Raw genomic sequence first — 23,941 nt, 5'->3', positions numbered from 1 at the left:
AGTATTCATGGAGTTCAGTGTAAAAAGTGGCAGTCCAGAAAAACAACGCAGTGCCTGCATCGTAGTTGGTGTTTATGAGCCACGTCGTTTATCAGCTGTAGCTGAGCAACTTGATGAGATCAGTGGCGGCTATATTTCTAACCTGTTACGTCGCGGTGATTTAGAAGGAAAATCTGGGCAGATGTTATTATTGCATCAAGTACCCAACATCCTCAGTGAACGCGTATTATTAGTCGGCTGTGGCAAAGAACGAGAATTAGATGAGCGTCAATATCGTCAGATTATCAGCAAAACCATTAATACCCTGAACGAAACCGGCTCAATGGAAGCGGTTTGTTTCTTGTCTGAGCTGCACGTCAAAGGTCGTGATACCTATTGGAAAGTTCGTCAAGCCGTAGAAGCGACACAAGATTGTTTATACAGCTTTAATAGCTTAAAAACTCGCAAAGAAGAGCCGCGTAGGCCGTTGCGTAAAATTGTATTTAATGTCCCTACTCGTCGTGAGTTGCCTCTTGGCGAACGTGCCATTAACCACGGTTTGAGCATAGCTGCCGGCATCAACGTATGTAAAGACGTTGCCAACCTGCCGCCAAATATTTGTAACCCGGCATACCTTGCCGAGCAAGCGAATCAGTTAGCCACAGATTACGACAAAGTCAGTACCCACATAGTTAACGAAGCCGAAATGGAAGAGTTGGCTATGGGCTCATACCTTGCCGTTGGCCGTGGTAGTGTGAATGAATCGCTGATGAGTGTGATCACCTATAACGGTGCCGGTGACGATTCAAAACCGGTAGTTTTGGTGGGCAAAGGTTTAACCTTTGATTCCGGTGGTATTTCATTAAAACCCGGCGAAGCCATGGATGAAATGAAATATGACATGGGTGGTGCCGCAGGTGTTTTAGGGGCAATGAACTCTTTAGCTCAGTTAGATTTACCAATCAATGTTATCGGTGTGTTGGTAGGTTGTGAAAACATGCCTGATGCCAATGCCTATCGTCCTGGCGACATTTTAACGACAATGTCAGGGCAAACAGTAGAAGTGTTAAATACCGATGCTGAAGGCCGTTTAGTATTATGTGATGCGCTCACTTATGTCGAGCGCTTTGATCCTGAATTGGTAGTCGATGTAGCAACATTAACCGGTGCCTGTGTTATTGCCTTAGGCGCTCACGCTACCGGTCTGCTAAGTACGCATAACCCACTTGCCCATGAATTACTCAATGCTTCCGAGCAAAGTGGTGACCGAGCCTGGCGCCTGCCTTTATGGGACGATTACCAAGATCAATTGGAAAGCCCGTTTGCTGATTTTACTAACTTAGGTGGTCGAGCAGCTGGCACTATCACCGCCGCTTGTTTCTTATCTAAATTCACCAAGAAATATCATTGGGCGCATTTGGATATTGCCGGAACGGCATGGCGTGGCGGCGCGAACAAAGGCTCTACCGGCCGGCCGGTAAGCATGTTAACTCAGTTCTTGTTAAACCGTAGTGGTCAAGAGCAAGGCGAATAAACAACAATGCAGGTTTTCTTTAATTTAGTTACTGACGCTAGTACTGATGGTGCAAATGACGCCGATGATGCCAGTGACGCCAAAAACACTAACGCTGTCACCCACACACAGAGCAGTGTGAGTGAGCAACAGCTGCAGTCAAACTATCTCTATTGGGCCTGCGTAAAAGCAGCAATATGTTATCGACAAAATCAGCGGGTATTCATGTTTTGTGATGACCAGCAAATGGCCCACCAACTTGATGAATTACTGTGGAGCTTTGAAAGCGACAGTTTTGTGCCACACAATTTGTCTGGTGAAGGTTTGGCAAGCGGCTCTCCCGTTGAAATTAGCTGGCAAGCACCAACAAATAATCGCAACGTATTAATTAACTTGTCTGGCGAAGTACCGAGCTTCGCCAGTCAATTTTCTCAAATTATTGATTTTGTACCCGTTGATGACGAGTTAAAAAAACTCGCCCGGTTACGCTATCGCAGCTATCAACAGCTTGGTTTTACAGTGAATACTGCACCAGCAAATAAAGCCGCATAGCGTATTCACTGCACCTCAATAATGAACAGTTACCTTAAGTAGACTTGAAATATCATGGAAAAAACATTTGATCCCTCGCTCATTGAGCAAGCCCTTTATTCTTCTTGGGAAGAGAAAGGATATTTTAGCCCAACAGGCATTGGCGATGGTTATTGTATTGCCATTCCACCACCAAACGTAACCGGTAGTTTGCATATGGGCCATGCCTTTCAGCAAACCATCATGGATACACTGATCCGCTATCAACGCATGCAAGGTAAAAATACGCTTTGGCAAGTGGGTACCGATCACGCCGGTATTGCCACGCAAATGGTAGTTGAACGTAAAATTGCGGCCGAAGAAGAAAAAACTCGCCATGATTATGGCCGCGATGCCTTCATTGACAAAATCTGGGATTGGAAAGCCGAATCGGGTGGCACCATTGGCAAACAAATGCGTCGTTTGGGTAACTCAATCGACTGGAGCCGTGAGCGTTTCACCATGGATGATGGTATGAGCAATGCGGTGCAGGAAGTGTTTGTGCGTTTATTCGAAGATGATCTGCTTTACCGTGGAAAACGCCTGGTGAACTGGGATCCGAAATTACACACCGCGATTTCTGATTTAGAAGTAGAAAACAAAGACAAGAAAGGCCATATGTGGCACTTTCGTTATCCTCTTGCCGATGGTGTTAAAACCGCCGATGGCAAAGACTATATTGTGGTGGCCACCACTCGCCCGGAAACTATGCTTGGCGATACTGGTGTTGCGGTTAATCCGGAAGATCCACGCTATAAAGATTTAATTGGCAAAAATATCTTATTGCCATTAGTTAATCGCTTAATCCCAATTGTGGGTGACGATCACGCCGACATGGACAAAGGCACAGGTTGTGTAAAAATCACCCCAGCCCATGATTTTAACGATAACGAAGTGGGTAAACGTCATAATTTACCTTTGATTAATATTTTTGATAATGATGCGGCGATCCTCTCTGCGGCAGAAATTTATAGCAGCAATGGTGAAGTCTCAACGGCGTATAGCCCGGCTTTACCACAAGAATTTGCCGGGATGGACAGATTTGTTGCCCGCAAGGCAATTGTCGCCAAGTTTGAGGACTTAGGGTTATTGGACGAAGTTAAAGACCACGAATTAACCGTACCTTACGGCGATCGTTCTGGTGTGGTGATTGAACCGCTACTTACCGACCAATGGTATGTGCGCGCCGAAACGCTGGCGAAACCGGCGATTGCTGCGGTTGAAAATGGCGACATAGAGTTTGTGCCAAAACAATACGAAAACATGTACTTTGCCTGGATGCGCGACATTCAGGATTGGTGTGTATCGCGCCAATTGTGGTGGGGACATCGTATTCCGGCCTGGTATGATGATACCGGTCGAGTGTATGTAGGTCGCAGTGAAGATGAAGTGCGTTCAAATCACAACCTGGATATGTCGGTTAATTTACGACAAGATAACGACGTATTAGATACCTGGTTCTCTTCGGCACTTTGGACTTTCTCAACCTTAGGCTGGCCAGAAAAAACCGATGCGTTGAAAAATTTCCATTCAACCGACGTGTTAGTGACCGGTTTTGACATCATTTTCTTCTGGGTAGCACGGATGATCATGATGACCATGCACTTCATTAAAGATGATGAAGGCAAGCCGGAAGTACCGTTTAAAAAGGTTTATGTAACTGGCCTTATTCGCGATGAAAATGGCGATAAGATGAGTAAATCGAAAGGCAATGTAATCGACCCACTGGATATGATCGACGGCATTGGCTTAGAAGAGTTATTACAAAAGCGTACCGGTAATATGATGCAACCTAAACTTGCACAAAAAATTACCAAACTGACCAAGAAAGAATTCCCGCAAGGCATTGAGGCCCACGGCACAGATGCACTGCGTTTCACCTTAACATCATGCGCCACTACGGGTCGCGATATTAGCTGGGATATGAAACGCCTGGAAGGCTACCGTAATTTTACCAATAAATTATGGAATGCTTCTCGTTATGTGTTAATGAATACCGAAGAGCATGATTGTGGCCTGGCAGGCGGTGAGATGGAGTTGTCTCTTGCTGATCGCTGGATCATCGGCCAGTTCCAGCAAACGGTGCAAACCGTACACGAAGCATTCGATACTTTCCGTTTCGACCTGGCTTCTCAAGCGTTATACGAGTTTACCTGGAATCAGTTCTGTGACTGGTATTTGGAACTTACCAAACCGGTATTATTCAAAGGCAATGACGCTCAACAACGTGGCACCAGACACACTTTAGTTACCGTGCTTGAAGCGCTATTACGATTAATGCATCCAATTATGCCGTACATCACGGAAACCATCTGGCAGCGTGTTGTCCCATTAACGGATACTAATATCAAAGATGCCAGCATCATGATGCAAAGCTTCCCGCAATTTGATCAAGGCCAATTGGATGAGCAAGCGATCAATGATTTGGAATGGGTAAAAAGCTTTATCGTTGCTATTCGCAACATTCGCGGTGAAATGGATATCGCCCCAAGCAAGCCTCTACCGGTCTTCCTGAAAAATGTAGGCAGCGATGATGTTCGTCGTTTAAATGACAACAAGCCATTTTTAAGTGCGTTAGCGAAACTGGAAAGCATTGAAGTATTAAGCGATGATGATAACGGTCCGGTATCTGCTACTGCGGTAATTGGCGATATGAGTGTGTTAATTCCAATGGCCGGTCTTATTGATAAAGATGCAGAGCTTGCCCGTTTATCGAAAGCCATTGAAAAGCTAAATAAAGACGTACAACGTACTCGTGGCAAATTAAGCAATGACAACTTTGTTAGCAAGGCACCGGCAGCGGTGATTGCCAAAGAACAAGAAAAATTGACTGATGCCGAGTCGATGATCGCAACTTTAGGCGAACAGCTGGAAACCATTAAAAATCTATAAACTATGATTTTGTAGTGTTATAAGTCATTAGAAAGTCAGCATTTTGCTGACTTTTTTTATGCCTGATCTTAGACTATTATTAATAGCAATTCATACCAGTTTGTTTACAACAAATAACAATAAGTCTTTGATAATGCCTCATATGATCAGCAAATCAAAATTTAGCACGGCTATGGTAATGGCTTGCCTGGCGGTTACTGCAACGTCAACAAATGTAATGGCAGAACAGGCACCACCAGCATGGCCAGTTAACGTGCCAGCGGTGCCAACTAAGTTTGATTGGTTGTTACTTAAAAATGGTGAGTTACTTGCTGGTGACTTGATCTCTATGTATCAAGATAAAGTAGAGTTTGACTCTGATGAGTTTGGTATCGTCACCATAAAGATGAAAAAAATTGCGCAAATTCGCTCGAGAAGTATTATGAGCATTCGCCTCGATAATGACGAAGTGCATGAAGGTCAATTGTTGATCACTGAAGATAGCGTATCGTTTATCAACAAGCCGAAGGTAAACATCCCGCGAAATACCCTGTTAACGATTGCCGCTTCAGCAAAAAGTGGCGAAAGCTTATGGGATGGTAGCATTAGTTTTGGCATGAACTTTAAAAGCGGTAACTCCGAGCGTTTTGATTATACCGCGCAAGCTCATGCTAGCCGTTTAACTGCAACCTCGCGAATGACGTTTAACTATACCGGTATCTTTGCTGAAGTTGAAGATCCAGATTCTGGCGATACCGTAAAAACCGAGGAAAACCACCGATTCAATGGCGCATATGACTGGTATTATTCACGTGATTTTTTCTTTCGCTTGCCCTCTGTTGAATACTATACCAATGAATTTACCAACATCGAACATCAACTAACAACGGGGGTTGCTGCGGGTTATAAAATTTATGATCTAGCGGATTCAAAGTGGGATGTATTCGTGGGTCCAAGTGTACAGTACACTAAATTTGACCAGGTATCGAATGGTGAAAAGGAGGACGATAGCTCGCCAGTACTGGTTGTTGGTACCGATTACGAGCGCGATATTACCGATGATATCGAATATTTTTTTAGTTACAATGCCAAGTTTGTGTCAACAGACTCTGGTTCCATTATCCATCACTTAGAAACCGGTGTTGAGGTTGAAGTCATTAACGACTTTGATATTGAACTTACTGCGATTATCGATAGTGTTGAAGACCCGATCCCGAATGAAGATGGTGTATTACCGGAAGCAACCGATGTGCTGTTTATTGTTAGCTTAAAGTACTCATTTTAATCACTCTCTAAAGGCTATCCCTGCCTGCCGAGTATAAGTACATCCTGTACAAAAAGGGCTGCTGCGCAGCCCTTTTTAAAATTGCTATTCTTTATCCGTGTTCGCGTCTGGGTCTATGCCATTGCGTATTTTTTCCATACGCTCCTGATGCTGATGATGCGCTTTCAAAGCCTTATTGCCAAATACGGCGATGATTGCAATCACCGGAATTAGTAAGGCCAACACCTGCGGTTGAAATATTTTTGCTACCCAATCCATAATTATCTCGCTATTTTTGATTATTTTTATTCTTCGAAGTAAGTGCCCCAACCATCATAATCTACATTGCATTTTTTCGCCAATTCAAACATCGCTTTGGTTTCAGCACAAATATCTTCTTCGTCAAGATACTGCTCAGTAACGATATCAAAGGCAAATACTCGCGCGCCATTTTCTAACGTCGCTTCTTCTGGCTCTTCAACTTCTAAGCCCATTTTAAAGGCGGTAATGGCTGCTGCTTCTAATACTTCAAAATTACTGCTGGCAAAATGGTGTTCAATGGTATGCATAGCTTCTTCATTAGAACCATCTTCAAGCAATTCATTGACTAATGCTTCAGTGTGAGCGTACCACTCTTGTAGTTCGTTTTGCTCGGCTTCGTTTAAGGTCACTTCAATTTGCTCAGTCATTTACTTTCCTACTTTTTTGCTGTCTACTTCGACTAATTCATTACCAGCTTCAACACTGATTTCTTTGATTTTTGCCAACATTATCTCATGGGTATGATTGGCCAGCTTACGAATTGCTTCTCTTGAGTCATCTTCAACCTGAATCGGGGATAAAAATTCAATGATCATCTTACCATTGTCCCAGCGATTTAAATCAACCATATCGTGGGTGTTGCTCACGCAGACTGGAACAATTGGGCTACCGGCTTGTTTAGCCGTATGAAAAGCACCCGTTTTAAAAGGCAATAAGCCTCTGCCATAACTGCGTGTACCTTCAGGAAATAACCACACTGAGGTTTGTCTTTCTTTCATTTTTTCCGCGGTTGCGGTGATCGTGCCATGCGCTTTCGAACGATTACCTCGATCGAGTAAAATGTTACCGGTAAACCAATACATTTGCCCAAAAAACGGGATCCACTTCAGACTTTTCTTACCGACACTGACCGTACGCTTAGGCAACGATGCACTGACGGTGAAGATGTCATAGCTATTTTGATGATTAGCAACGTAAACCACCGGCCCTAAATCATCTAGTCCTTTTGGTTTTCTAATTTCAACGTCAATACCAAATATCTTTGCCAGCTTACCGACAAAAATGGCAGTGTAATGAGCTTTACTGCGATGATTTGGCACTAACATACACATCACAATGGAGGTGAGACTTATTAACGTTAATAAGATAGAAACTAAAAAAATACGGACTACAGCTAGCACTTAAAACCCCAGGCAAAAGAATAAGTGCGCAATTATACACATAAATTCGAATGGTAAATAGCCATTTAATCTTGGCGTACAGAATTAAAAAACGGTAGTACAAGACTACCGTTTGATAAAAGAACGTCTATCGGCTTTATTAAGCTGAGTTCAGGTTAATTAACTTTCAGTTTCATCGCCTACCTGAATGCTTTCTACCCGTTGTAAGCCTCGTGGTAATTTATTACCACGACGGCCACGCTCACCTCGATAATGCTCTAAATCACTAGGTTTTAGGGTAAGTTTGCGTTTACCGGCAAATAAGGTAATCGCATCTTCACTACCAACTACGGTTAGAATGGTGACGTATTCTTCTCTTGCTTTCGCTCTTGCTGACGGAATGCCGATGATTTTATTGCCTTTACCTTTACTCAGTTGCGGCAAGTCTGTTAATGGGAACAGCAACATTCTGCCTTCGGTGGTTATTGCCAAACAAGAAAGGTTATCAACATCGGTAACGGCTATTGGTGCTAATACTTGCGCACCTTGGGGCAAGCTCAACAGCGCTTTACCATTTTTATTACGCGACACCATATCGGCAAAGTTGCCAATAAAGCCATAACCACTGTCACTTGCCAATAAGTATTTTTGCTCATCCGCTGCCATGATCACTTGCGTAAACGTTACTCCCGCGGCCAAATTGAAGCGTCCGGTTAACGGCTCGCCCTGACTACGGGCAGAAGGTAGAGTATGGGCATCGGTAGCAAATGCCCGGCCACTGGAATCAATAAACACCGCAGGTGAATTACTGCGACCTTTTGCTGAGCATAAATATTCATCGCCGGCTTTATAGCTCAGGCCTTTAGCATCAATGTCGTGGCCCTTCGCCGCTCTCGCCCAGCCTTTGTCAGAAACCACTACGGTTACTGGCTCTGAAGGCATCAGATCTTTTTCATTTAAGGCTTTCGCTTCGCCACGGACAATAAGTTTTGAGCGCCTGTCGTCACCATAATCTTTTGCCGCCGCCATAATCTCCTTTTTCATCAGCGTATTCATCCGCGCTTTCGAACCCAGCGTGGTTTCTAAATAATCACGCTCTTTCGCCAATTCATCCTGTTCGGCGCGGATTTTAATTTCTTCCAGCTTGGCAAGCTGGCGCAATTTGATCTCTAAAATCGCTTCGGCTTGTGTTTTCGATAAACTGAAGCGGCTCATTAATTCCGCTTTCGGATCGTCATATTCACGAATAATGGCGATCACTTCATCGATGTTTAAATACGCAATCAATAAGCCGTCTAGGATATGCAAACGGGCCAATACTTTGTCTAACCGATACTGCAAGCGACGACGTATGGTTTCCCGGCGAAACTCCAGCCACTCGCCGAGAATTTGTTTCAGGTTTTTCACTTGTGGGCGGTTGTCCAGCCCAATCATGTTTAAATTAACCCGATAGTTCTTTTCAAGATCAGTAGTAGCAAATAAATGCTGCATTAACTGTTCTGTATCGACCCGGTTTGAACGCGGCATAATGACTAAACGGGTTGGGTTTTCATGATCAGACTCGTCGCGTAAATCGGCGACCATAGGCAGTTTTTTCGCCGTCATCTGCGCGGCAATTTGCTCTAATATTTTGCCACCCGATGCTTGATGAGGCAAGGCGGTGATCACGATATCCCCCTGTTCGACATCGTACACGGCACGCATTTTTATGCTGCCACGGCCGGTTTGATAAATTTTTTCAATATCCGCTTTCGGGGTAATAATTTCGGCGTCGGTTGGGTAATCCGGACCTTGTACATGCTCAAGTAAATCGGCAATTTCAGCTTTTGGCTGTTCAATCAGGTGCACACAGGCATTGGCCAATTCGCGAACATTGTGTGGCGGGATATCTGTCGCCATACCGACGGCAATACCAGTGATACCATTTAACATGATATGCGGTAAGCGGGCGGGTAATGTTTTTGGCTCTTTCATCGTGCCATCAAAATTTGGCGACCAATCAACCGTGCCCTGGCCTAATTCAGATAATAATACTTCACTAAATTTTGATAATTTCGCTTCGGTATAACGCATTGCGGCAAACGATTTAGGATCATCCGGAGCACCCCAGTTACCCTGTCCATCCACCAGTGGATAGCGATAGCTAAATGGTTGCGCCATTAACACCATAGCTTCGTAACAGGCAGAGTCACCGTGGGGGTGAAACTTACCCAAGACATCCCCCACCGTACGGGCCGATTTTTTGTATTTGGCCGCAGCGTTTAGTCCGAGTTCGCTCATCGCATAAATAATACGGCGTTGCACTGGCTTTAAGCCGTCACCAATATGCGGTAACGCTCGGTCCATGATGACGTACATGGAGTAATTCAGGTAGGCGTCTTCGGTAAAGCGTCTTAATGGCAGTTGTTCTACCCCATCAAGGCTCATTTCGATTGCATCAGACATAATTAGTGATATTTCCTAAGCAGCATGAAATTATTATATTTTTATAACTAACAAATATATAGGAAAATCGTCTGACAAAAAATAGCTAAGCGCTGATTAGTGGCTTTTTATTAGTTTTTCGGGTAAATTTTCTCGGCAAACTCAACATCCCAAAAACTTGCTTCTATTCTATGACCATCTAAGTCGATAATAAAGCAGCCATAATACGGCTCGCCATATTCTGCCCGCGGACCAGGCTTGCCATTACAAAGGCCGCCAGCATCCAGCGCGGTTTGATAAAAGTCCTGCACTTGCGCTTTACTCGTCGCCATAAAGCCAATATGGCTGCCATTGGCAACGGTTGCTGGCTGTTTATCGTATGGCACTTGTAACCAAAAGGTTGGATAGCCCTTGCCATAAGCCACCGCTTGCTCGTGCTCGATTACTCTGTTGATATCTAAGGTGCTAAGTACGATGTCATAAAATTTAATCGCTTTGTCCAGTTGGTTGCTACCAATTGACAGGTGACATAGGGTTTTATCTGCTTGTTTGATCATCGTCATTACCTTTAACTATTATTTTATTGCTTCTAATTTTGGCGAAGGCACAAATTTAACCAGCACCGTTGCCAGTAATAACATTAACGCTGAACCCCATAGACATACCAGTAAACCGTGATACTGATACAAATACCCGGATAAAATGGTTCCAATTAATCGTCCCATCGCATTGGCCATATAATAAAAACCGACGTCTAAGGAAACACCATCGGCTTTTGCCAGTGATACGATTAAGAAACTGTGAATGGACGAATTAATGGCAAAACAAATGCCAAAGAAAATTAAGCCAATGATTAAGGTGATATCAAGGTAAGATAAATCTTCGCCTTGTATCGCCATCGCCATCGCCAAAAGCACAGTGACTAGTGTTAACCTTAGCCCCCAGTGAAAAGCCGGATGAGTGTTTGCTTTTGCCTTGGCTTTTTTCTTTGCTTTAGATAGCGCGAGCAACTTAGGAGCACTGCCTTGCACCACGCCGTAGGCAATGACCCAACTCGCCATAAAAGCGCCAACATTCCAGGCGTCCCAATGTAATTGGGCCGATAAAAATACCGGTAAGGCGACCACAAACCATATATCTCGTGCGGCGAATAAAAATAATCGTGCCAGCGAGAGCAAATTAATGTTTTGGCTCTTTGAAAAGATATCGGAAAATTTTGGCTTAAAACTCGCTCGGCCAATATCTTGTTTTAACAGCATGACACTGACCATTGCAGCAATAGTCAATGCCGCCGCCATGATCCACATGGCGTTAGTAAAGCCTACAGTAGCCAGTAAAAATGCTCCGAGAAAAAAACCTACGCCCTTAAGAGTATTTTTTGAGCCGGTTAACAGCGCCACCCATTGAAACAATTTCCCTGGTGAATCTTCAGGTACTAAGTGTTTTACCGAGCTTTTCGCACTCATTTTATTTAAGTCTTTAGCAACACCCGATAATGCCTGCGCCGCCATTACCCAGGCGACAGTGAGCATATCGACTGACACCGTCAGCATTAACAACGCCAGCACTTGCAGAATTAAACCGATTTGCATGGTTCGGTTTAAGCCTATTCTAGCGCCCAGCCAGCCACCAACAAGGTTTGTCACTACACCAAAAAATTCATAAAAGAGGAACAATAAGGCAATGTCTAAAGCACCAAAACCCAACTGGTGAAAATGCAAAACCACCAACATGCGCAGCGCGCCATCGGTTAGGGTAAACGCCCAGTAATTCGCGGTGACGACTAAGTATTGTTTTATTTTGCTATCTAACTGTGAAAACATCGTATTACTGAGCCCAGGTTAAATAGACCGCCCTACTTTTAACGCCAACTCTGCCGTACGATTGGCATAGCCCCATTCATTATCATACCAAAGATAGAGTTTTACTTGTGTGTCATTGACCACCATAGTAGACAGGGCATCAACGATGGACGACCTTGGATCAGTTTTATAGTCTATAGACACCAGCGGACGCTCTTCATACCCTAAAATACCTTTTAACTCGTTTTCAGCCGCCGCTTTCATCAGTTGGTTGATTTCTTCTACGCTCGTTGCCCGCTTCATTTCAAAAACGCAGTCGGTAATAGAGGCATTGGCCAGCGGCACCCGTATGGCGTGGCCATTTAACCTGCCTTTTAATTCAGGGAAAATGTGAGTGATGGCGGTAGCAGAGCCGGTTGTCGTTGGGATCAAACTCATGCCGCACGCTCGCGCCCGACGTAAATCTTTATGGGGAGCATCCAATATCGTTTGGGTATTGGTAATGTCATGAATGGTGGTCATGCTGCCATGCTTAATGCCAACATTTTCATGCAACACTTTCACCGCTGGCGCTAAACAGTTGGTGGTACAAGATGCGGCCGAAACAATATCAAATTCTTCACTATTATAAAGGTGATCATTAACGCCCATGACGACATCGAGTACGCCCTGCTCTTTTACCGGGGCCGTTACCACAACTTTCTTAACACCTTGTTCAAGGTAGGCTTGTAGCACCGCTTTGCTTTTCATTTTGCCCGAGGCTTCAATCACTAGATCACAACCTGACCAGTCGATATCTTCAATACGACTGTGTTGGCTGGTACTGATGTTCACGCCGTTTACTGTAATGATTTCTTGATCTGCCACGGCCTGTTCCGACCAAATGCCGTGCACAGAATCAAAGTTGACCAAGTGGGCCAACGTAGCGGCGTCTCCGGCAGGATCGTTGATATGCACAAACTCTATTTCGGGCCAATGCCAGGCGGCACGAAATACTAAACGTCCCATACGGCCAAAGCCATTAATTCCTACTTTAATTGTCATTATTCACTCTCCTATACTTATTGGTACTGGTATTGGTATTAGTTGCTATTATTACAGCAAATTTCCAACCGTTGTGGTCTGTCACCCATCGCATTGAGGTTCATTACCAGGTTTTCTATCACAGTAAAATTCTCTGCTAAGCAGCTGTTTATTGTGACTATACACCAGTCACTGATATCCCTGCTCAGATCGTAATAGACCCATTGCCCTTGCTTGCGGGTAGTGAGTAAGCCGGCATTTTTAAGTACGGCTAAATGCCTGGATACTTTCGGTTGTGAGATGGTTAACGCAGTGGTTAATTCACACACACAAAGCTCTCCTTGTTGTTTGATCAACATTACGATACTCAGTCTGGTTTCATCCGCTAAACATTTAAAAAAATCGACAGGAAAAATACTCATAATTATCTCAACGGTTAAGTTAAAAGCAGTATATATGAAAAAGCGTATATATGAAATATCATATATACGCTTTTTCATATACCTTGTATATTTATACTAAAGTAAAGGCTATTTATCAGATTAAAAATCACTCGGTCTGATTAAGTCTCTCACTTTGCCAAAACCGCCCTTCTTTTAAGTTTACTGATAATAGCTCACCACCTTGGTTAAGCTGATACACAGTTAAGGCGATATCGCTTAAGCTAAATGTTGGGTGCTCAGCCATTTCACTTTCATCATGAATCACTTGTGCATAACTGATGAATTTCTCAATCTGTGGCTTATTATCAAAGACAAAAATGAACCGGGTATTCGGCTGTTGAGTTAATGTCGTTTCTGCCAGTAAAAAGTGGTTATGGCCAGTTAAATTATTATGAATGACACCGATGCCAATGCCGTTGGCAAGTTTAACTTTGTCGTTGCTCTGGTTGCTAAAAATCGCAAATGCCGGAGCCGCGTTAATGTCTCCAACAAGCTCAGGATCCAGAGCTAATATTTCAACCAGTGTATTGTCCCTGATTTGCAATATTTCAGCACGTTGATGCCCTGGTGGTGCGATGTCTGATGAACACGTCCAAACCAAGAACAGCGATAAAATCAACAATATTTGTTTCATACATTACCTGTTATTTTTGTGTATTGTATTTTTGTTATATTTGAAAATTTTAGCTGATATTCTTATTTTATCCGCATTTTTGCGTGATTTTTCTACTTTCCTTTTAAAGTAATACCCTCCATGGTAGTTTGCATTCCTTCATCCCTGAAGTAAAAAAAACCGCTCACAATTAAGTGAGCGGTTACTCAAAAGCGAGCAATGTTGGTTGGAAATAAACAATCGCTTCAATAAACTGCCACGCTATAGCAAACTATATCGTGGCAAATCAGATTAAAAATCTAAACGGTAGCCGATTAATATTGTGTCAGTCGCTTCATATACTTGCTCAGCTTCATCACCCCAGGCGCTGTATTCCGCATAGAAAGTGCCGGCTTTATGATGGTAAATGACATCTAAGATCACTTGGCTAGTATCAACCGTCAAACCACTTGGCGAGTCCATTGAGACATCGGCGTAGGTCGCCTGTAGCTGCCAATTAGCATTAATTTTGTAACCGGCATAAACCTCAATAATTTGTTCTTCAACAATTTCGCCACTTGGGTTTAACCCTTCATAAAAACGCATGTCGCTAGAATCTTGATAATGTGCAGCCAGGCTTAATTGCTGATGATTGTAGGCAATCTGTACCGCATCAACCTTGTTATCACCCACCATGCCGGTTAAATCATAACGGGAAGCCGACACGGTAACATCGCCGAAGGTGTATTTAGCGGCAAAGTTATAGCCAACAATGCTTTCATCTTCTGTGCCTGCAGCGTTAGATTTAACGTCGCCGTTATTGGTTACTACCATTAACGCGGCCTGAAAACCGGCCATATCAGGGGTCATGTAGGTGATAGCTCGATCTGGACGTAAATATTCGATGTAATGACCATTACCTGCTGCATCTACTGCCCATAAACCGTAGCGATGGGTATGACAAATAACCCCGGCCGATTCGTTAGTACAGCCGGCCGACTGATCAATATCAGAGAAAATATCAATGGCATTGTCAGTGAAATTCCAATGTGGTGAATATTGTTTACCAATCAGAAACGAACCAAAATCCCCTTCCAAGCCAACATTGGCAAGACGTGCTCTGTCGTCATCACCGGCAAAAGAGCCATCGTCAGTAAACAGACGAAACTCGAAGTTATAGGTTGCTTTGATGCCATCTAAAATTTCGGTACTACCATAGGCGCCTAAACGAGAATAGTTATCTTTATATTCAACTTCGCCATCTTTGGTGTCTTGTAGCTGCACCCGAATGCTGCCATACCAATTGAATAATTCGCTATTCGCTTGTGCTAACGTTGGTGTTAACATTGTTGCCGCTAAGGCTATGCTCGTGCTTAATTTCATAATAGTACCCCTCAAATAAAACCGTAATGACATCGTATTTTTATATCGTCACTCAAAATATTTTTGCGTTATCGATATTCGATTTAACACTAAATTTGTTATTGTTAATATTCGTTACTGATCATAAAAAGCTGAGCGGGTATTGTGAAATCAGTTAACTTAATCGGTTAATAAGTGGTACTTATTCCAGTAACCCAGCAATTAGATTAACATCTTGTTTACAAATAGCTTTTTAGTGATTTTTTGGCGTTTTAACATGGCAGGAAATGGCTGGTTTTGGCGCTATTAGTAAGTCTTATCCAGCAGTAAATCATTCTAATTAGACGCCTTGTCAGTAATCATGGATAATTGACTTCCTATGCGCTGAAACAGCACGACAATAGCAGTCATACCAACGGCAAAATCACTATGTTCAATGATCCCAACCTTCTTATCCTTGCCTTAGTGGCTGTCACCTTAGGTGCGGCACTGCAAAGTTTGGCGGGGTTTGGTATTGGCGTGATAGCGGCGCCGATTTTAGTGATGATCGATCCCGCCTTTATTTCGGCGCCAATCCTGATGATGGGGTTAGTGTTATCGCTGTTAAATAGCATTCACTATCGACAACAATTAAAATTTGGCAATATTGGCGTTGCCTTATTCGGTCGTTTTGCCGGTTCCTTATTGGCGGTAGTGTTATTATTGTTATTGCCGCCGATATTTTTTACGCTCTGTTTTGCCGTATTTATTATGCTCTGTGTGTTGTTAAGCTACAGTCATTTTCACATCAAGTATTCGCCACGAAATTTATTCATTGGTGGATTTTTTTCCGGGCTGGCAGGCACGACAACGTCGGTGGGCGGGCCGCCAATAGCTATGGTCTATCAAAATAGTGATCTCAACTCGACACGGGCCGAGCTTGGTCTTTTTTTCCTGATCGCAACCCTTATATCACTCACCTTGTTACTCATTTCGGGAAATTTCAGTTATCATCAACTGCAGCTCACTCTGCCATTGTTGCCGGCAATCTTTCTCGGTTTTGCTATATCCTTGTGGTTAGGCAAACGCTTCAAACCGAATTATCTAAAACCTGCTATTGCCATACTTTCATTAACTTCTAGCGCCATTATAGTCTTGCAGCTAGTCAACGATTTATAAGTGCTTATCAATATTAGCATTTAAGGCGTTTAGCCATTCTTTGTCTCAGCTTCAGCCATTGGCACAGGTTCGACATAGTCGATACGAGGATCCAGGTCAATAGCCGAAGAAATCGCGGTTCCTTGCATCACAAAGTTTTCCTGTTCAACCACTGGTAGTGCCCGACGCTTGGCCATACTGTAAATGACAAACCCGGCTAATAGCAGCTGGATCGACGCCAGAAAATAGAATAATGACGCAGTGCCAAACGCTTTCATCACGATTGCTGCCGCATAAGGGCCAATAATTCCGCCAAACGCAAACGCCAGGATCATACTGCCCATCGCTGCCGCCATTTCACTTTGGCGTAGCCGGTCAAATGCCTCGGAAATGCTTAATGGATAGGTACAGGCAATGATGCCACTGGTAATTGCGGTGACTAAAAACAGCATGGGTATCATATTAAGCGGCGCCAGTATGGTTACCGTCACATCGGCCAGCGCAGAGATAAACAACAGCAGCAATAATACTGAACGGCGATCATAGCGATCCGATAAATAGCCGACCGGGAACTGCAAGATAAAGGCGCCAAAAATGGCAGCCCCCATGTACAGCGAAAGTTGAAATTCAACAATGCTATATGCTTTGGCAAAAACCGGTAACAGGTTGAATATTGAAGAATAGATCACCCCGGAAACAAAGCAACTTACCACCCCCAAAGGGGAAATTTTAAACAAGGCTGGTAATGACATGGAGCTGACCTCGTCCATCACCGGTCCTGAGTGGCTGCTTAACACTATCGGGATCACCGCAGCACAGAGGATGATGCCAGCGATAACGAACAGCGTCGGTTGTTGGGGATCGGCCAAATTCATAAAAAATTGCCCGGCAAACAATCCGCTTAACACCACGGCATTATAGACCGCCAGTATTTTGCCTCGAGTTTTCTTGGTGGCACTATGGCTGAGCCAGCTTTCCATCGCGGTAAACGCGCAGGCATTACAAAAGCCAAGAATTATCCTCATTGCCCCTAATAACAGCGATTCAGGATAAAGGCTACAAACCAGGATGCTGACCGCACCAAGCGCGACACAGCCGGCAAACATCCGCACGTGTCCGGCGCGTCTGATCAGGTTAATACTGAATAAGGCGCCGAGCAACAAGCCAACAAAATAAAGCGACAACACCATGCCGATAGTATCTGTGCCGGCACCGTCCAGGCCCATGCGCACCGGCAACAGCACATTAATCAGGCCATTGCCTAAAAGTAGAATAAAACAACTGCTAAACAAGGCAAATAACGAGAATAAGGTTTTACGCATAACTAGCAGCCTAAATGGATTAGCAATAAATTATCGGACTTGGTATAAGTTAAGTCAGTGCTCGGGTTAATCAATAAAAAACAAAAAGCCAGCACAAAGCCAGCTTATTGATTTCCACAGTAATAACATAGCTACTTACGACGCTATAATATCAATTTAATTAACTACTGGGAGCTGCTTACGCGTTACTCAGGTATAACTATGGCACAGCAGCATAAGCCACGATTTCGCAGAGCATTTCTTCACGGGCAAGGCCAGCAACAATCATTGCGGCACGATTCGGGTAAGGCGCCTGAAAATATTCCGCATAGACCTTATTGAAAACCGGTAATTGCGAACGGTCGGTGACGTAGATCAACACTTGCGTTACGTCATCCATGGTCAAATTTGCCGCTTCAATGGTGTGTTTGAAGTTATCCATGGTTTGACGAGCCTGTGCTTCAATGCCACCATCAACCACCTTGCCTTCGGCGTCAATTGGAATTTGTGCGGTCGACAACGTGCCATTGGCAATAATGGCCCACTCTAACGGTGCTTTCGAGGCAAATAATTCAGTTTTTACAGGGGTTTTCATATTGATTTCAACTCTATTAATGTAATTAGTGTTCATATTAAGCAATGGAATAAGCAGCCGCTGTCACGGCTGCTATCGCTAAATAGGTTTATAAGCCTTGTTCATTAGCCATTTTTATGGCGATTTTCGGTGCTGTCCACAAGGATGGCAATAGCACTAACGAGACGGGAACGGCTGTCACTACGATAAAGGATTGCAGTGCCGAAATACCGCCTGAGCCAATCGAAATTAATAGTGCTGCCATTACCCCCATCATAATCCCCCAAAATACCCGAATGGAAGTTTGTGGGTGGTCAGTACCTGTCATTACCATAGAGACCGAATACGTCATCGAGTCACCTGTGGTTGCGACAAAGATGGTAGTAAGGATTAAGAATAATACCGAAATGATGAAGCCCATGGGCAACTGTTCGGTAATCGCCAATAGCGCCGCCGGCAAATTGAAACCGGTAAATGGTTCCGAAATGACTCCAGGAGTTGCCAATTCAAAAAACAAGCCTGAACCACCAACAATGGTAAACCAGAAACAAGTAATAACAGGCGCAACAATCGATATTAATAGTACCATTTCACGAATCGTACGGCCGCGAGAAATACGAGCAACAAACATTGCCATTAACGGACCATAACCTAAGAACCAGCCCCAGAAGAATACGGTCCACCAGTCTAACCAACCGGTACTGGCGCGGAACGTCGCCATCGGAATGAACTCGTTAAGGTAAATACCAAAAGAATGCAAATAGCTATCGATGATAAAGGCTGTTGGTCCCATTAAAAGAATGAAAAGCATTAACATTACTGCCAGGATCACGTTGAAACGGCTCAAAATTTGAATCCCTTTGGTTACCCCACTCACTGCCGATAAGGTGTAGATACAGATCAAACCAAATAAAATGGCGACTTGCGTCGTGTACGTATCCGGGATACCGAACAGTTTTTCTAAGCCAAAGCTCACTTGCAAACCAAGAAACCCAATTGGTCCTACGGTTCCGGCGACCACAGCCAGTACACAACATGAATCAACAATTGCACCAAAAGCACCTTTCATCACACGGTCACCAAACACTGGGTATAGCAAGGTGCGCGGCTTTAATGGCAGGCCTTTTTCGTAGTGCAGGTACATAAATACAATACCGGTTAAACTACCAAGAATAGCCCAGGCGAGGAAACCCCAATGCATAAAGCTTTGCGCCAGAGCGTTGTACGCCGCTTCCGTGGTGCCCGTTTCACCACCATAAAGTGGCGGTGGCGAGGTGAAATGTGCCATCGGCTCGGCTGCAGCCCAGAACACGCCACCACCCGCGAGCAAAGTACACATGATGATGGAGATCCACTTAAAGGTAGATATTTCCGGAATTTTAATACCACCGAGCACCACGGAACCGGTGCGACCGACAGCAAGAAATAAACCAATAACAAAGGTCAATAACAATAACACCTGCCAATAGGCACCAAATATTTTAGTGGACGCGGCAAAGGCGGTATTTACCCAGCCAGACATCATATCGATGTCATAAAGTGCCAATACGGCAAATAACACCAGCACCCCGCCGCTGATTAAAAACACCGGCATATCAACGCCTTCAAACAATTTACTTTTTGACATCCCCTCACCTCTATCGCTTGCAGTTTCTTGAGTTGTACTATTCATTTTACACTCCTATCGGAATACTTGAGCTTATTATGTGTTAAAGAATCCTTTCGATAAGGCTACAGCTTCGGCTGTAGCGCATCATCCAGAAAATTTAGCCAGTTTAATCCCATAATTTTGGCGACTTCGTCATCGCTAAACCCGCGGGCTTGCAAGCCTTGGGTAATATTGGGAAAATCGCGGCTATCTTTAAACCAGGACAAGGGTCTTGGCCAATCGGCATCTGACTTAGAGCCCTCACCATAATCCATGTCTTTCGACCAACGGCCATTACGCATCCACTCAAGAATGGAAACCGGTTGTTCCTGACATAAATCGGTACCAATACCAATATGGTCAATGCCCATCAAATCTGCGGTATTTGCCACCATGTCGCAAAATTCGTTCAGGCTACAATCCGGGCCATTTTTAAGATGAAATGGGTATAAACTAAAGCCCAGAAGCCCGCCTGATTCGCCTAACGCCTTCAACACAGTGTCTGACTTGTTGCGCTTGGCGGCATGAAAGTTACTAGGATTAGCGTGTGAAATAACGATCGGACGCTCTGATATCTCAATCGCTTCCAGCGTGCTGCCCTCGGCGCTGTGGCTCATATCAACCACCATGCCGACACGGTTCATCTCTTTAATCACCTGACGACCAAAACGCGTTACGCCGCTATCAACCGCTTCGTAACAGCCACTCGCTAGTAAGCTTTGGTTGTTATAGGTCAACTGCATGATCATCAGGTTTAGCTCACGCATTACCTCAACCATGCCAATATCATCTTCAATCGCAGAGCAATTCTGCGCACCAAACATGATGCCAACTTTGCCCAGTTGTTTGGCAAGGCGGATATCCGCTGCACTTTTTATCGGCATGATCAAATCACTATGCATCTCGAAGTGGCGATTCCATTCGCTAATGCGCAATAGCGTTTCGCGGATTTGCTCGTGGTAAACAATGGTTACGTGCACCATAGTTACACCACCTTGTCGAAGTTGTTCGAAGATAGTCCGGTTCCAGTTGGAATACTGCAGACCATCGATGACAATTAGATCGTTATGCATAGCTATATCCTCCGTTACGCGCGGATGTACGAGGTTTTCACCACGGTATAAAACTCTTTGGCGTAGCTACCTTGCTCACGCGCACCAAAGCTCGACTCTTTACGGCCGCCAAATGGTACGTGATAATCGGTGCCGGCAGTGGGTAAGTTAACCATCACACAACCGGTTTGCGCACGACGTTTAAAGTCTGTGGCATATTTCAATGACTGAGTACAAATACCGCCGGTTAAGCCGTAATTGGTATCGTTCAACGTTGCTAACGCTTGTTCGTAGTCTTTGACTTTGATCACACAGGCAATCGGGGCAAAGGCTTCTTCGCGGTTAATGGTCATGTCGTTAGTAGTCTCGGTAAACAATGCGGGCTGCAGGTAATAGCCTTCGGTGTCTTCCGTGAGCACTTCACCACCAATCACCAGCTTGCCACCTTCATTTTTAGCGATCTCAAGGTACTTGAGGTTTTGTTCCATTTGGCGACCATCGGCAACTGCACCGATATGAACCCCCGCTTTTAACGGATGGCCAACCACCAGTTGTTTCATTCGTTCGACCACGGCATCAACAAACCTGTCATGAATACCTTCGGTAACAATTAAGCGTGAAGAAGCGGTACATTTTTGCCCGGTACCAAAGAAGGCACCACCGACTGCACACTCCACCGCATTGTCCAAATCGGCATCATCGAGTACTACCAAGGCATTTTTACTGCCCATTTCCAGCTGACATTTCACTAAATTAACTGCAGTCGCGGCTGCAACTTTGCGACCCGTTTCTAGAGAACCGGTGAATGTTAAGGCGTTAATCTTGCGCGAGTTAATTAGTACATCACCCACTTGTGCACCAGGGCCCATTACCAGGTTAAACGTACCAGCCGGTAATCCTTGACGAGAAATGATTTCAGTCAGCGCCCAGGCACTTGCTGGTACCTGATTGGCCGGTTTAAATACGATGGCATTACCGTAAGCTAATGCCGGAGCAATTTTCCATGCACCTGTTGCCGTTGGAAAATTCCATGGGGTGATAATACCCACGACACCAACTGGCTCTCTGCGGGTTTCAATTTCAACACCCGGGCGTACAGAGTCGGCGGTTTCACCCATTTGACGTAACACTTCTGCCGCGTAGTAGTGGAAGAACTGACCCGAACGATAGGTTTCACCAACACCTTCGGCAAAAGTTTTGCCTTCTTCTCGTGCCAGTAATTTACCCAATTCATCTTTACGGGCAATGAGTTCATCACCAATTGCCATCAACACTGAATAGCGTTGTTCCAGGCCACTTTTTTGCCATTCAAGCTGGCCTATAATTGCGGCATCAATTGCCGCTTCGGTCTGTGCTTTATCCGCTTGTGCATAATGACCGATTGTATCGCTTAAATCTGCTGGGCTAATGTTGGCTACTGAGCTAACACCTTCTACCCATTCACCGGCGATGTAATTTGAAAAAATTGAGTTCGACATAAATACCTCCATAAAGTAATTGGATTCAGTATAGGAAACATGCTTTAATAATAAAAATTAATAAATGATATACTTCGATAAGGAACACTTATCATGTTGCCAGAATTTAAAATCGCTCAGCTCCGACATTTTGTCTGGGTTACTGAATTAAAAGGGTTTCACAATGCTGCAGAGAAGGCTTGCCGGACTCAGCCAGCAATATCATTATCGATAAGAGATCTTGAAAATAAATTAGGTAGCAAGGTATTTGAGAAGCGTAACGCCAAAACTACCATGTCCGAGTTGACGCCATTTGGTAGATATTTTTTACCTAAAGCGAAAGAGTTGATCGCTCATCACGACAGTATTTCTCAGGACATGGCATTAATGCGTGAACATAAAGCCGGCCATCTGCGCCTGGCTTCAGTGCCATCCATTGCCTGCAGAATGTTGCCAGAATTATTATCAAGGTTTGTCGAAGATGTGCCCGACTTGCATATCAGTTTTTACGACGATAACTCGGAGGCGGTGTTAAGAAAGGTGGAGAAACAGCAAGTAGATATTGGCATTTCAAGTTTACCACTTGGACACGAACATGCCGATATCTCATTCACCCCAATTTGGCAAGATCAGATCGGCGTAGTATGCCGCAATGATCACCCGCTTGCCGATGAAAGTGAATTGCATTGGAAAGATTTGCGCAAACGTCGACTGATCAGTAATGGTACGTCACGCTTACTTGAAGATACGGAAGCCGAGCCTTTGCTTGGCGATTCACAATTCTATATTTCCAATATGCTGTCATTAATTGCGATGCTGGAAGCTGGATTGGGGCTCACCACACTGCCCTGGTTCGCTTTTCCGCAAGAGAACACGAAGTTACGCTTTATTCCGCTAAACACGCCAAAGGTGTTACGCCAAATAGGCATAGTGCAACTCAATAATAAATCGCTTTCTCCCGCGGCACAGGCGCTAGCCGATTTCATTATCGAGAAAACCGGTAATTCTATGAGCAAGTCCAATAATTAGGCCGGCGCAAAGACAATAGTCAGGCAATATCGCTTCGCCTGACTGTTTTATTATTGATTAATAGCAATTAATTGTAGCCGCGCACATAACTCGATGTGATCACATCACTGTAATTAGATTCATCAGCCGATATTAATTTTTGTTCAACCACAAGCTTTGACTGACTGTTGTTGCTGGCAATCATTTCTTCGCGCTTTGATTGGCCGCTTTGGTTGGTGTGGTTACTATCGTTGGCTATTGAATTCATGGCTCACCTCTTTTCTGTTACGCCAGCTTTATACCAAGTTGACTAATAACTCCTATAATAATAACTAGATTAAAATTATAAAAATGAATAAAAAATATCTTTTGATAAATATTGCTTATTCGAGTAATCGAGCCTATTAAATGGCATAGGTGGCAGCATAGATTCGCTGAACTTTATCCCAAACAGATTCCACACAAAAACAATGGTTAATTAAGTTCATTTAAATCAGCAC

22 protein-coding genes are annotated in these 23,941 nt (G+C 44.1%); 6 read left to right on the top strand and 16 right to left on the bottom strand.

Going from position 1 to position 23,941, the window contains the following annotated elements; translation table 11 throughout:
* Window positions 1-7: 7 nt before the first annotated feature.
* The 4 genes from pepA (at window position 8) to ND16A_RS03355 (ending at window position 6,218) form a co-directional block, all read left to right on the top strand.
* Window positions 8-1,513, top strand: coding sequence for a leucyl aminopeptidase (pepA, locus tag ND16A_RS03345; RefSeq protein ID WP_033078830.1), 1,506 nt, complete (start codon window positions 8-10; stop codon window positions 1,511-1,513).
* A gap of 6 nt (window positions 1,514-1,519) precedes the next feature.
* Window positions 1,520-2,044: a DNA polymerase III subunit chi gene (locus ND16A_RS0119640; protein ID WP_081945664.1), complete on the top strand. Its 525-nt coding sequence runs from the start codon at window positions 1,520-1,522 to the stop codon at window positions 2,042-2,044.
* Between the two features lie 54 nt (window positions 2,045-2,098).
* Window positions 2,099-4,954, top strand: coding sequence for a valine--tRNA ligase (locus tag ND16A_RS03350; protein WP_033078829.1), 2,856 nt, complete (start codon window positions 2,099-2,101; stop codon window positions 4,952-4,954).
* Window positions 4,955-5,096: 142 nt separating this feature from the next.
* Window positions 5,097-6,218 carry a DUF481 domain-containing protein gene (locus tag ND16A_RS03355; RefSeq protein ID WP_052073267.1) on the top strand — a complete coding sequence of 374 codons (1,122 nt, stop codon included), beginning with the start codon at window positions 5,097-5,099 and terminating at the stop codon, window positions 6,216-6,218.
* Window positions 6,219-6,302: 84 nt separating this feature from the next.
* Here ND16A_RS03355 and ND16A_RS21405 read toward each other — a convergent pair whose 3' ends face one another.
* From ND16A_RS21405 to ND16A_RS03400, 10 genes are all read right to left on the bottom strand, one after another.
* Window positions 6,303-6,476 carry a hypothetical protein gene (locus ND16A_RS21405; protein ID WP_160173542.1) on the bottom strand — a complete coding sequence of 58 codons (174 nt, stop codon included), beginning with the start codon at window positions 6,474-6,476 and terminating at the stop codon, window positions 6,303-6,305.
* Between the two features lie 26 nt (window positions 6,477-6,502).
* Window positions 6,503-6,886 (bottom strand): ribonuclease E inhibitor RraB, encoded by a 384-nt coding sequence (rraB, locus tag ND16A_RS03360; RefSeq protein ID WP_052073266.1) that lies wholly within the window; start codon window positions 6,884-6,886, stop codon window positions 6,503-6,505.
* Window positions 6,887-7,639, bottom strand: a complete 753-nt coding sequence (locus ND16A_RS03365; protein WP_033078828.1) for a 1-acylglycerol-3-phosphate O-acyltransferase — start codon at window positions 7,637-7,639, stop codon at window positions 6,887-6,889. It lies immediately after the preceding gene.
* A 159-nt stretch (window positions 7,640-7,798) separates the two neighbouring features.
* On the bottom strand, window positions 7,799-10,063 hold the full coding sequence (gene parC / locus ND16A_RS03370; RefSeq protein WP_033078827.1) for a DNA topoisomerase IV subunit A: 2,265 nt from the start codon (window positions 10,061-10,063) through the stop codon (window positions 7,799-7,801).
* A gap of 110 nt (window positions 10,064-10,173) precedes the next feature.
* Complete coding sequence (locus tag ND16A_RS03375; protein WP_033078826.1) at window positions 10,174-10,599, bottom strand: VOC family protein; 426 nt, start codon at window positions 10,597-10,599, stop codon at window positions 10,174-10,176.
* A gap of 18 nt (window positions 10,600-10,617) precedes the next feature.
* A complete protein-coding gene (arsJ, locus tag ND16A_RS03380) occupies window positions 10,618-11,865 on the bottom strand; it encodes an organoarsenical effux MFS transporter ArsJ (RefSeq protein ID WP_033078825.1) in 1,248 nt (415 codons plus the stop codon).
* 18 nt (window positions 11,866-11,883) lie between these two features.
* Window positions 11,884-12,888, bottom strand: a complete 1,005-nt coding sequence (locus tag ND16A_RS03385) for an ArsJ-associated glyceraldehyde-3-phosphate dehydrogenase (protein WP_033078824.1) — start codon at window positions 12,886-12,888, stop codon at window positions 11,884-11,886.
* A gap of 38 nt (window positions 12,889-12,926) precedes the next feature.
* The gene (locus ND16A_RS03390; RefSeq protein WP_152593916.1) at window positions 12,927-13,289 is read right to left on the bottom strand and encodes a metalloregulator ArsR/SmtB family transcription factor; all 363 of its coding nucleotides are present in this window, start codon (window positions 13,287-13,289) and stop codon (window positions 12,927-12,929) included.
* 127 nt (window positions 13,290-13,416) lie between these two features.
* Window positions 13,417-13,944: a hypothetical protein gene (locus tag ND16A_RS03395; protein ID WP_033078823.1), complete on the bottom strand. Its 528-nt coding sequence runs from the start codon at window positions 13,942-13,944 to the stop codon at window positions 13,417-13,419.
* A 270-nt stretch (window positions 13,945-14,214) separates the two neighbouring features.
* Window positions 14,215-15,285 (bottom strand): porin, encoded by a 1,071-nt coding sequence (locus ND16A_RS03400; protein ID WP_033078822.1) that lies wholly within the window; start codon window positions 15,283-15,285, stop codon window positions 14,215-14,217.
* A gap of 348 nt (window positions 15,286-15,633) precedes the next feature.
* Here ND16A_RS03400 and ND16A_RS03405 point away from each other — a divergent pair, with 348 nt between their 5' ends.
* A complete protein-coding gene (locus ND16A_RS03405) occupies window positions 15,634-16,422 on the top strand; it encodes a sulfite exporter TauE/SafE family protein (protein ID WP_235282210.1) in 789 nt (262 codons plus the stop codon).
* Between the two features lie 29 nt (window positions 16,423-16,451).
* Here the strand turns inward: ND16A_RS03405 and ND16A_RS03410 are convergent, their stop codons facing one another.
* The 5 genes from ND16A_RS03410 to ND16A_RS03430 all read right to left on the bottom strand — a co-directional run bounded on the left by ND16A_RS03410 (window position 16,452) and on the right by ND16A_RS03430 (window position 22,454).
* Window positions 16,452-17,723: an MFS transporter gene (locus tag ND16A_RS03410; protein ID WP_052073265.1), complete on the bottom strand. Its 1,272-nt coding sequence runs from the start codon at window positions 17,721-17,723 to the stop codon at window positions 16,452-16,454.
* A 199-nt stretch (window positions 17,724-17,922) separates the two neighbouring features.
* The gene (locus tag ND16A_RS03415) at window positions 17,923-18,297 is read right to left on the bottom strand and encodes a RidA family protein (protein WP_033078975.1); all 375 of its coding nucleotides are present in this window, start codon (window positions 18,295-18,297) and stop codon (window positions 17,923-17,925) included.
* An 88-nt stretch (window positions 18,298-18,385) separates the two neighbouring features.
* Window positions 18,386-19,903 carry a BCCT family transporter gene (locus ND16A_RS03420; protein WP_235282225.1) on the bottom strand — a complete coding sequence of 506 codons (1,518 nt, stop codon included), beginning with the start codon at window positions 19,901-19,903 and terminating at the stop codon, window positions 18,386-18,388.
* 104 nt (window positions 19,904-20,007) lie between these two features.
* The gene (locus tag ND16A_RS03425; protein WP_033078820.1) at window positions 20,008-20,997 is read right to left on the bottom strand and encodes a dipeptidase; all 990 of its coding nucleotides are present in this window, start codon (window positions 20,995-20,997) and stop codon (window positions 20,008-20,010) included.
* Between the two features lie 14 nt (window positions 20,998-21,011).
* Window positions 21,012-22,454 (bottom strand): aldehyde dehydrogenase family protein, encoded by a 1,443-nt coding sequence (locus tag ND16A_RS03430; protein WP_033078819.1) that lies wholly within the window; start codon window positions 22,452-22,454, stop codon window positions 21,012-21,014.
* 93 nt (window positions 22,455-22,547) lie between these two features.
* Here ND16A_RS03430 and ND16A_RS03435 point away from each other — a divergent pair, with 93 nt between their 5' ends.
* Entirely contained in the window at window positions 22,548-23,462 is a 915-nt protein-coding gene (locus tag ND16A_RS03435) for a LysR family transcriptional regulator (RefSeq protein WP_033078818.1), read from the top strand.
* Between the two features lie 67 nt (window positions 23,463-23,529).
* Here the strand turns inward: ND16A_RS03435 and ND16A_RS03440 are convergent, their stop codons facing one another.
* On the bottom strand, window positions 23,530-23,709 hold the full coding sequence (locus tag ND16A_RS03440; RefSeq protein ID WP_033078817.1) for a hypothetical protein: 180 nt from the start codon (window positions 23,707-23,709) through the stop codon (window positions 23,530-23,532).
* Between the last annotated feature and the right edge of the window lie 232 nt (window positions 23,710-23,941).

It is taken from the genome of Thalassotalea sp. ND16A (assembly GCF_000764205.1).
In the GTDB taxonomy this organism is placed as follows: Bacteria; Pseudomonadota; Gammaproteobacteria; order Enterobacterales; family Alteromonadaceae; genus Thalassotalea_A.
Note: the sequence above shows the minus strand (reverse complement) of the source record. Positions and strands in the feature narration are given on the sequence as shown.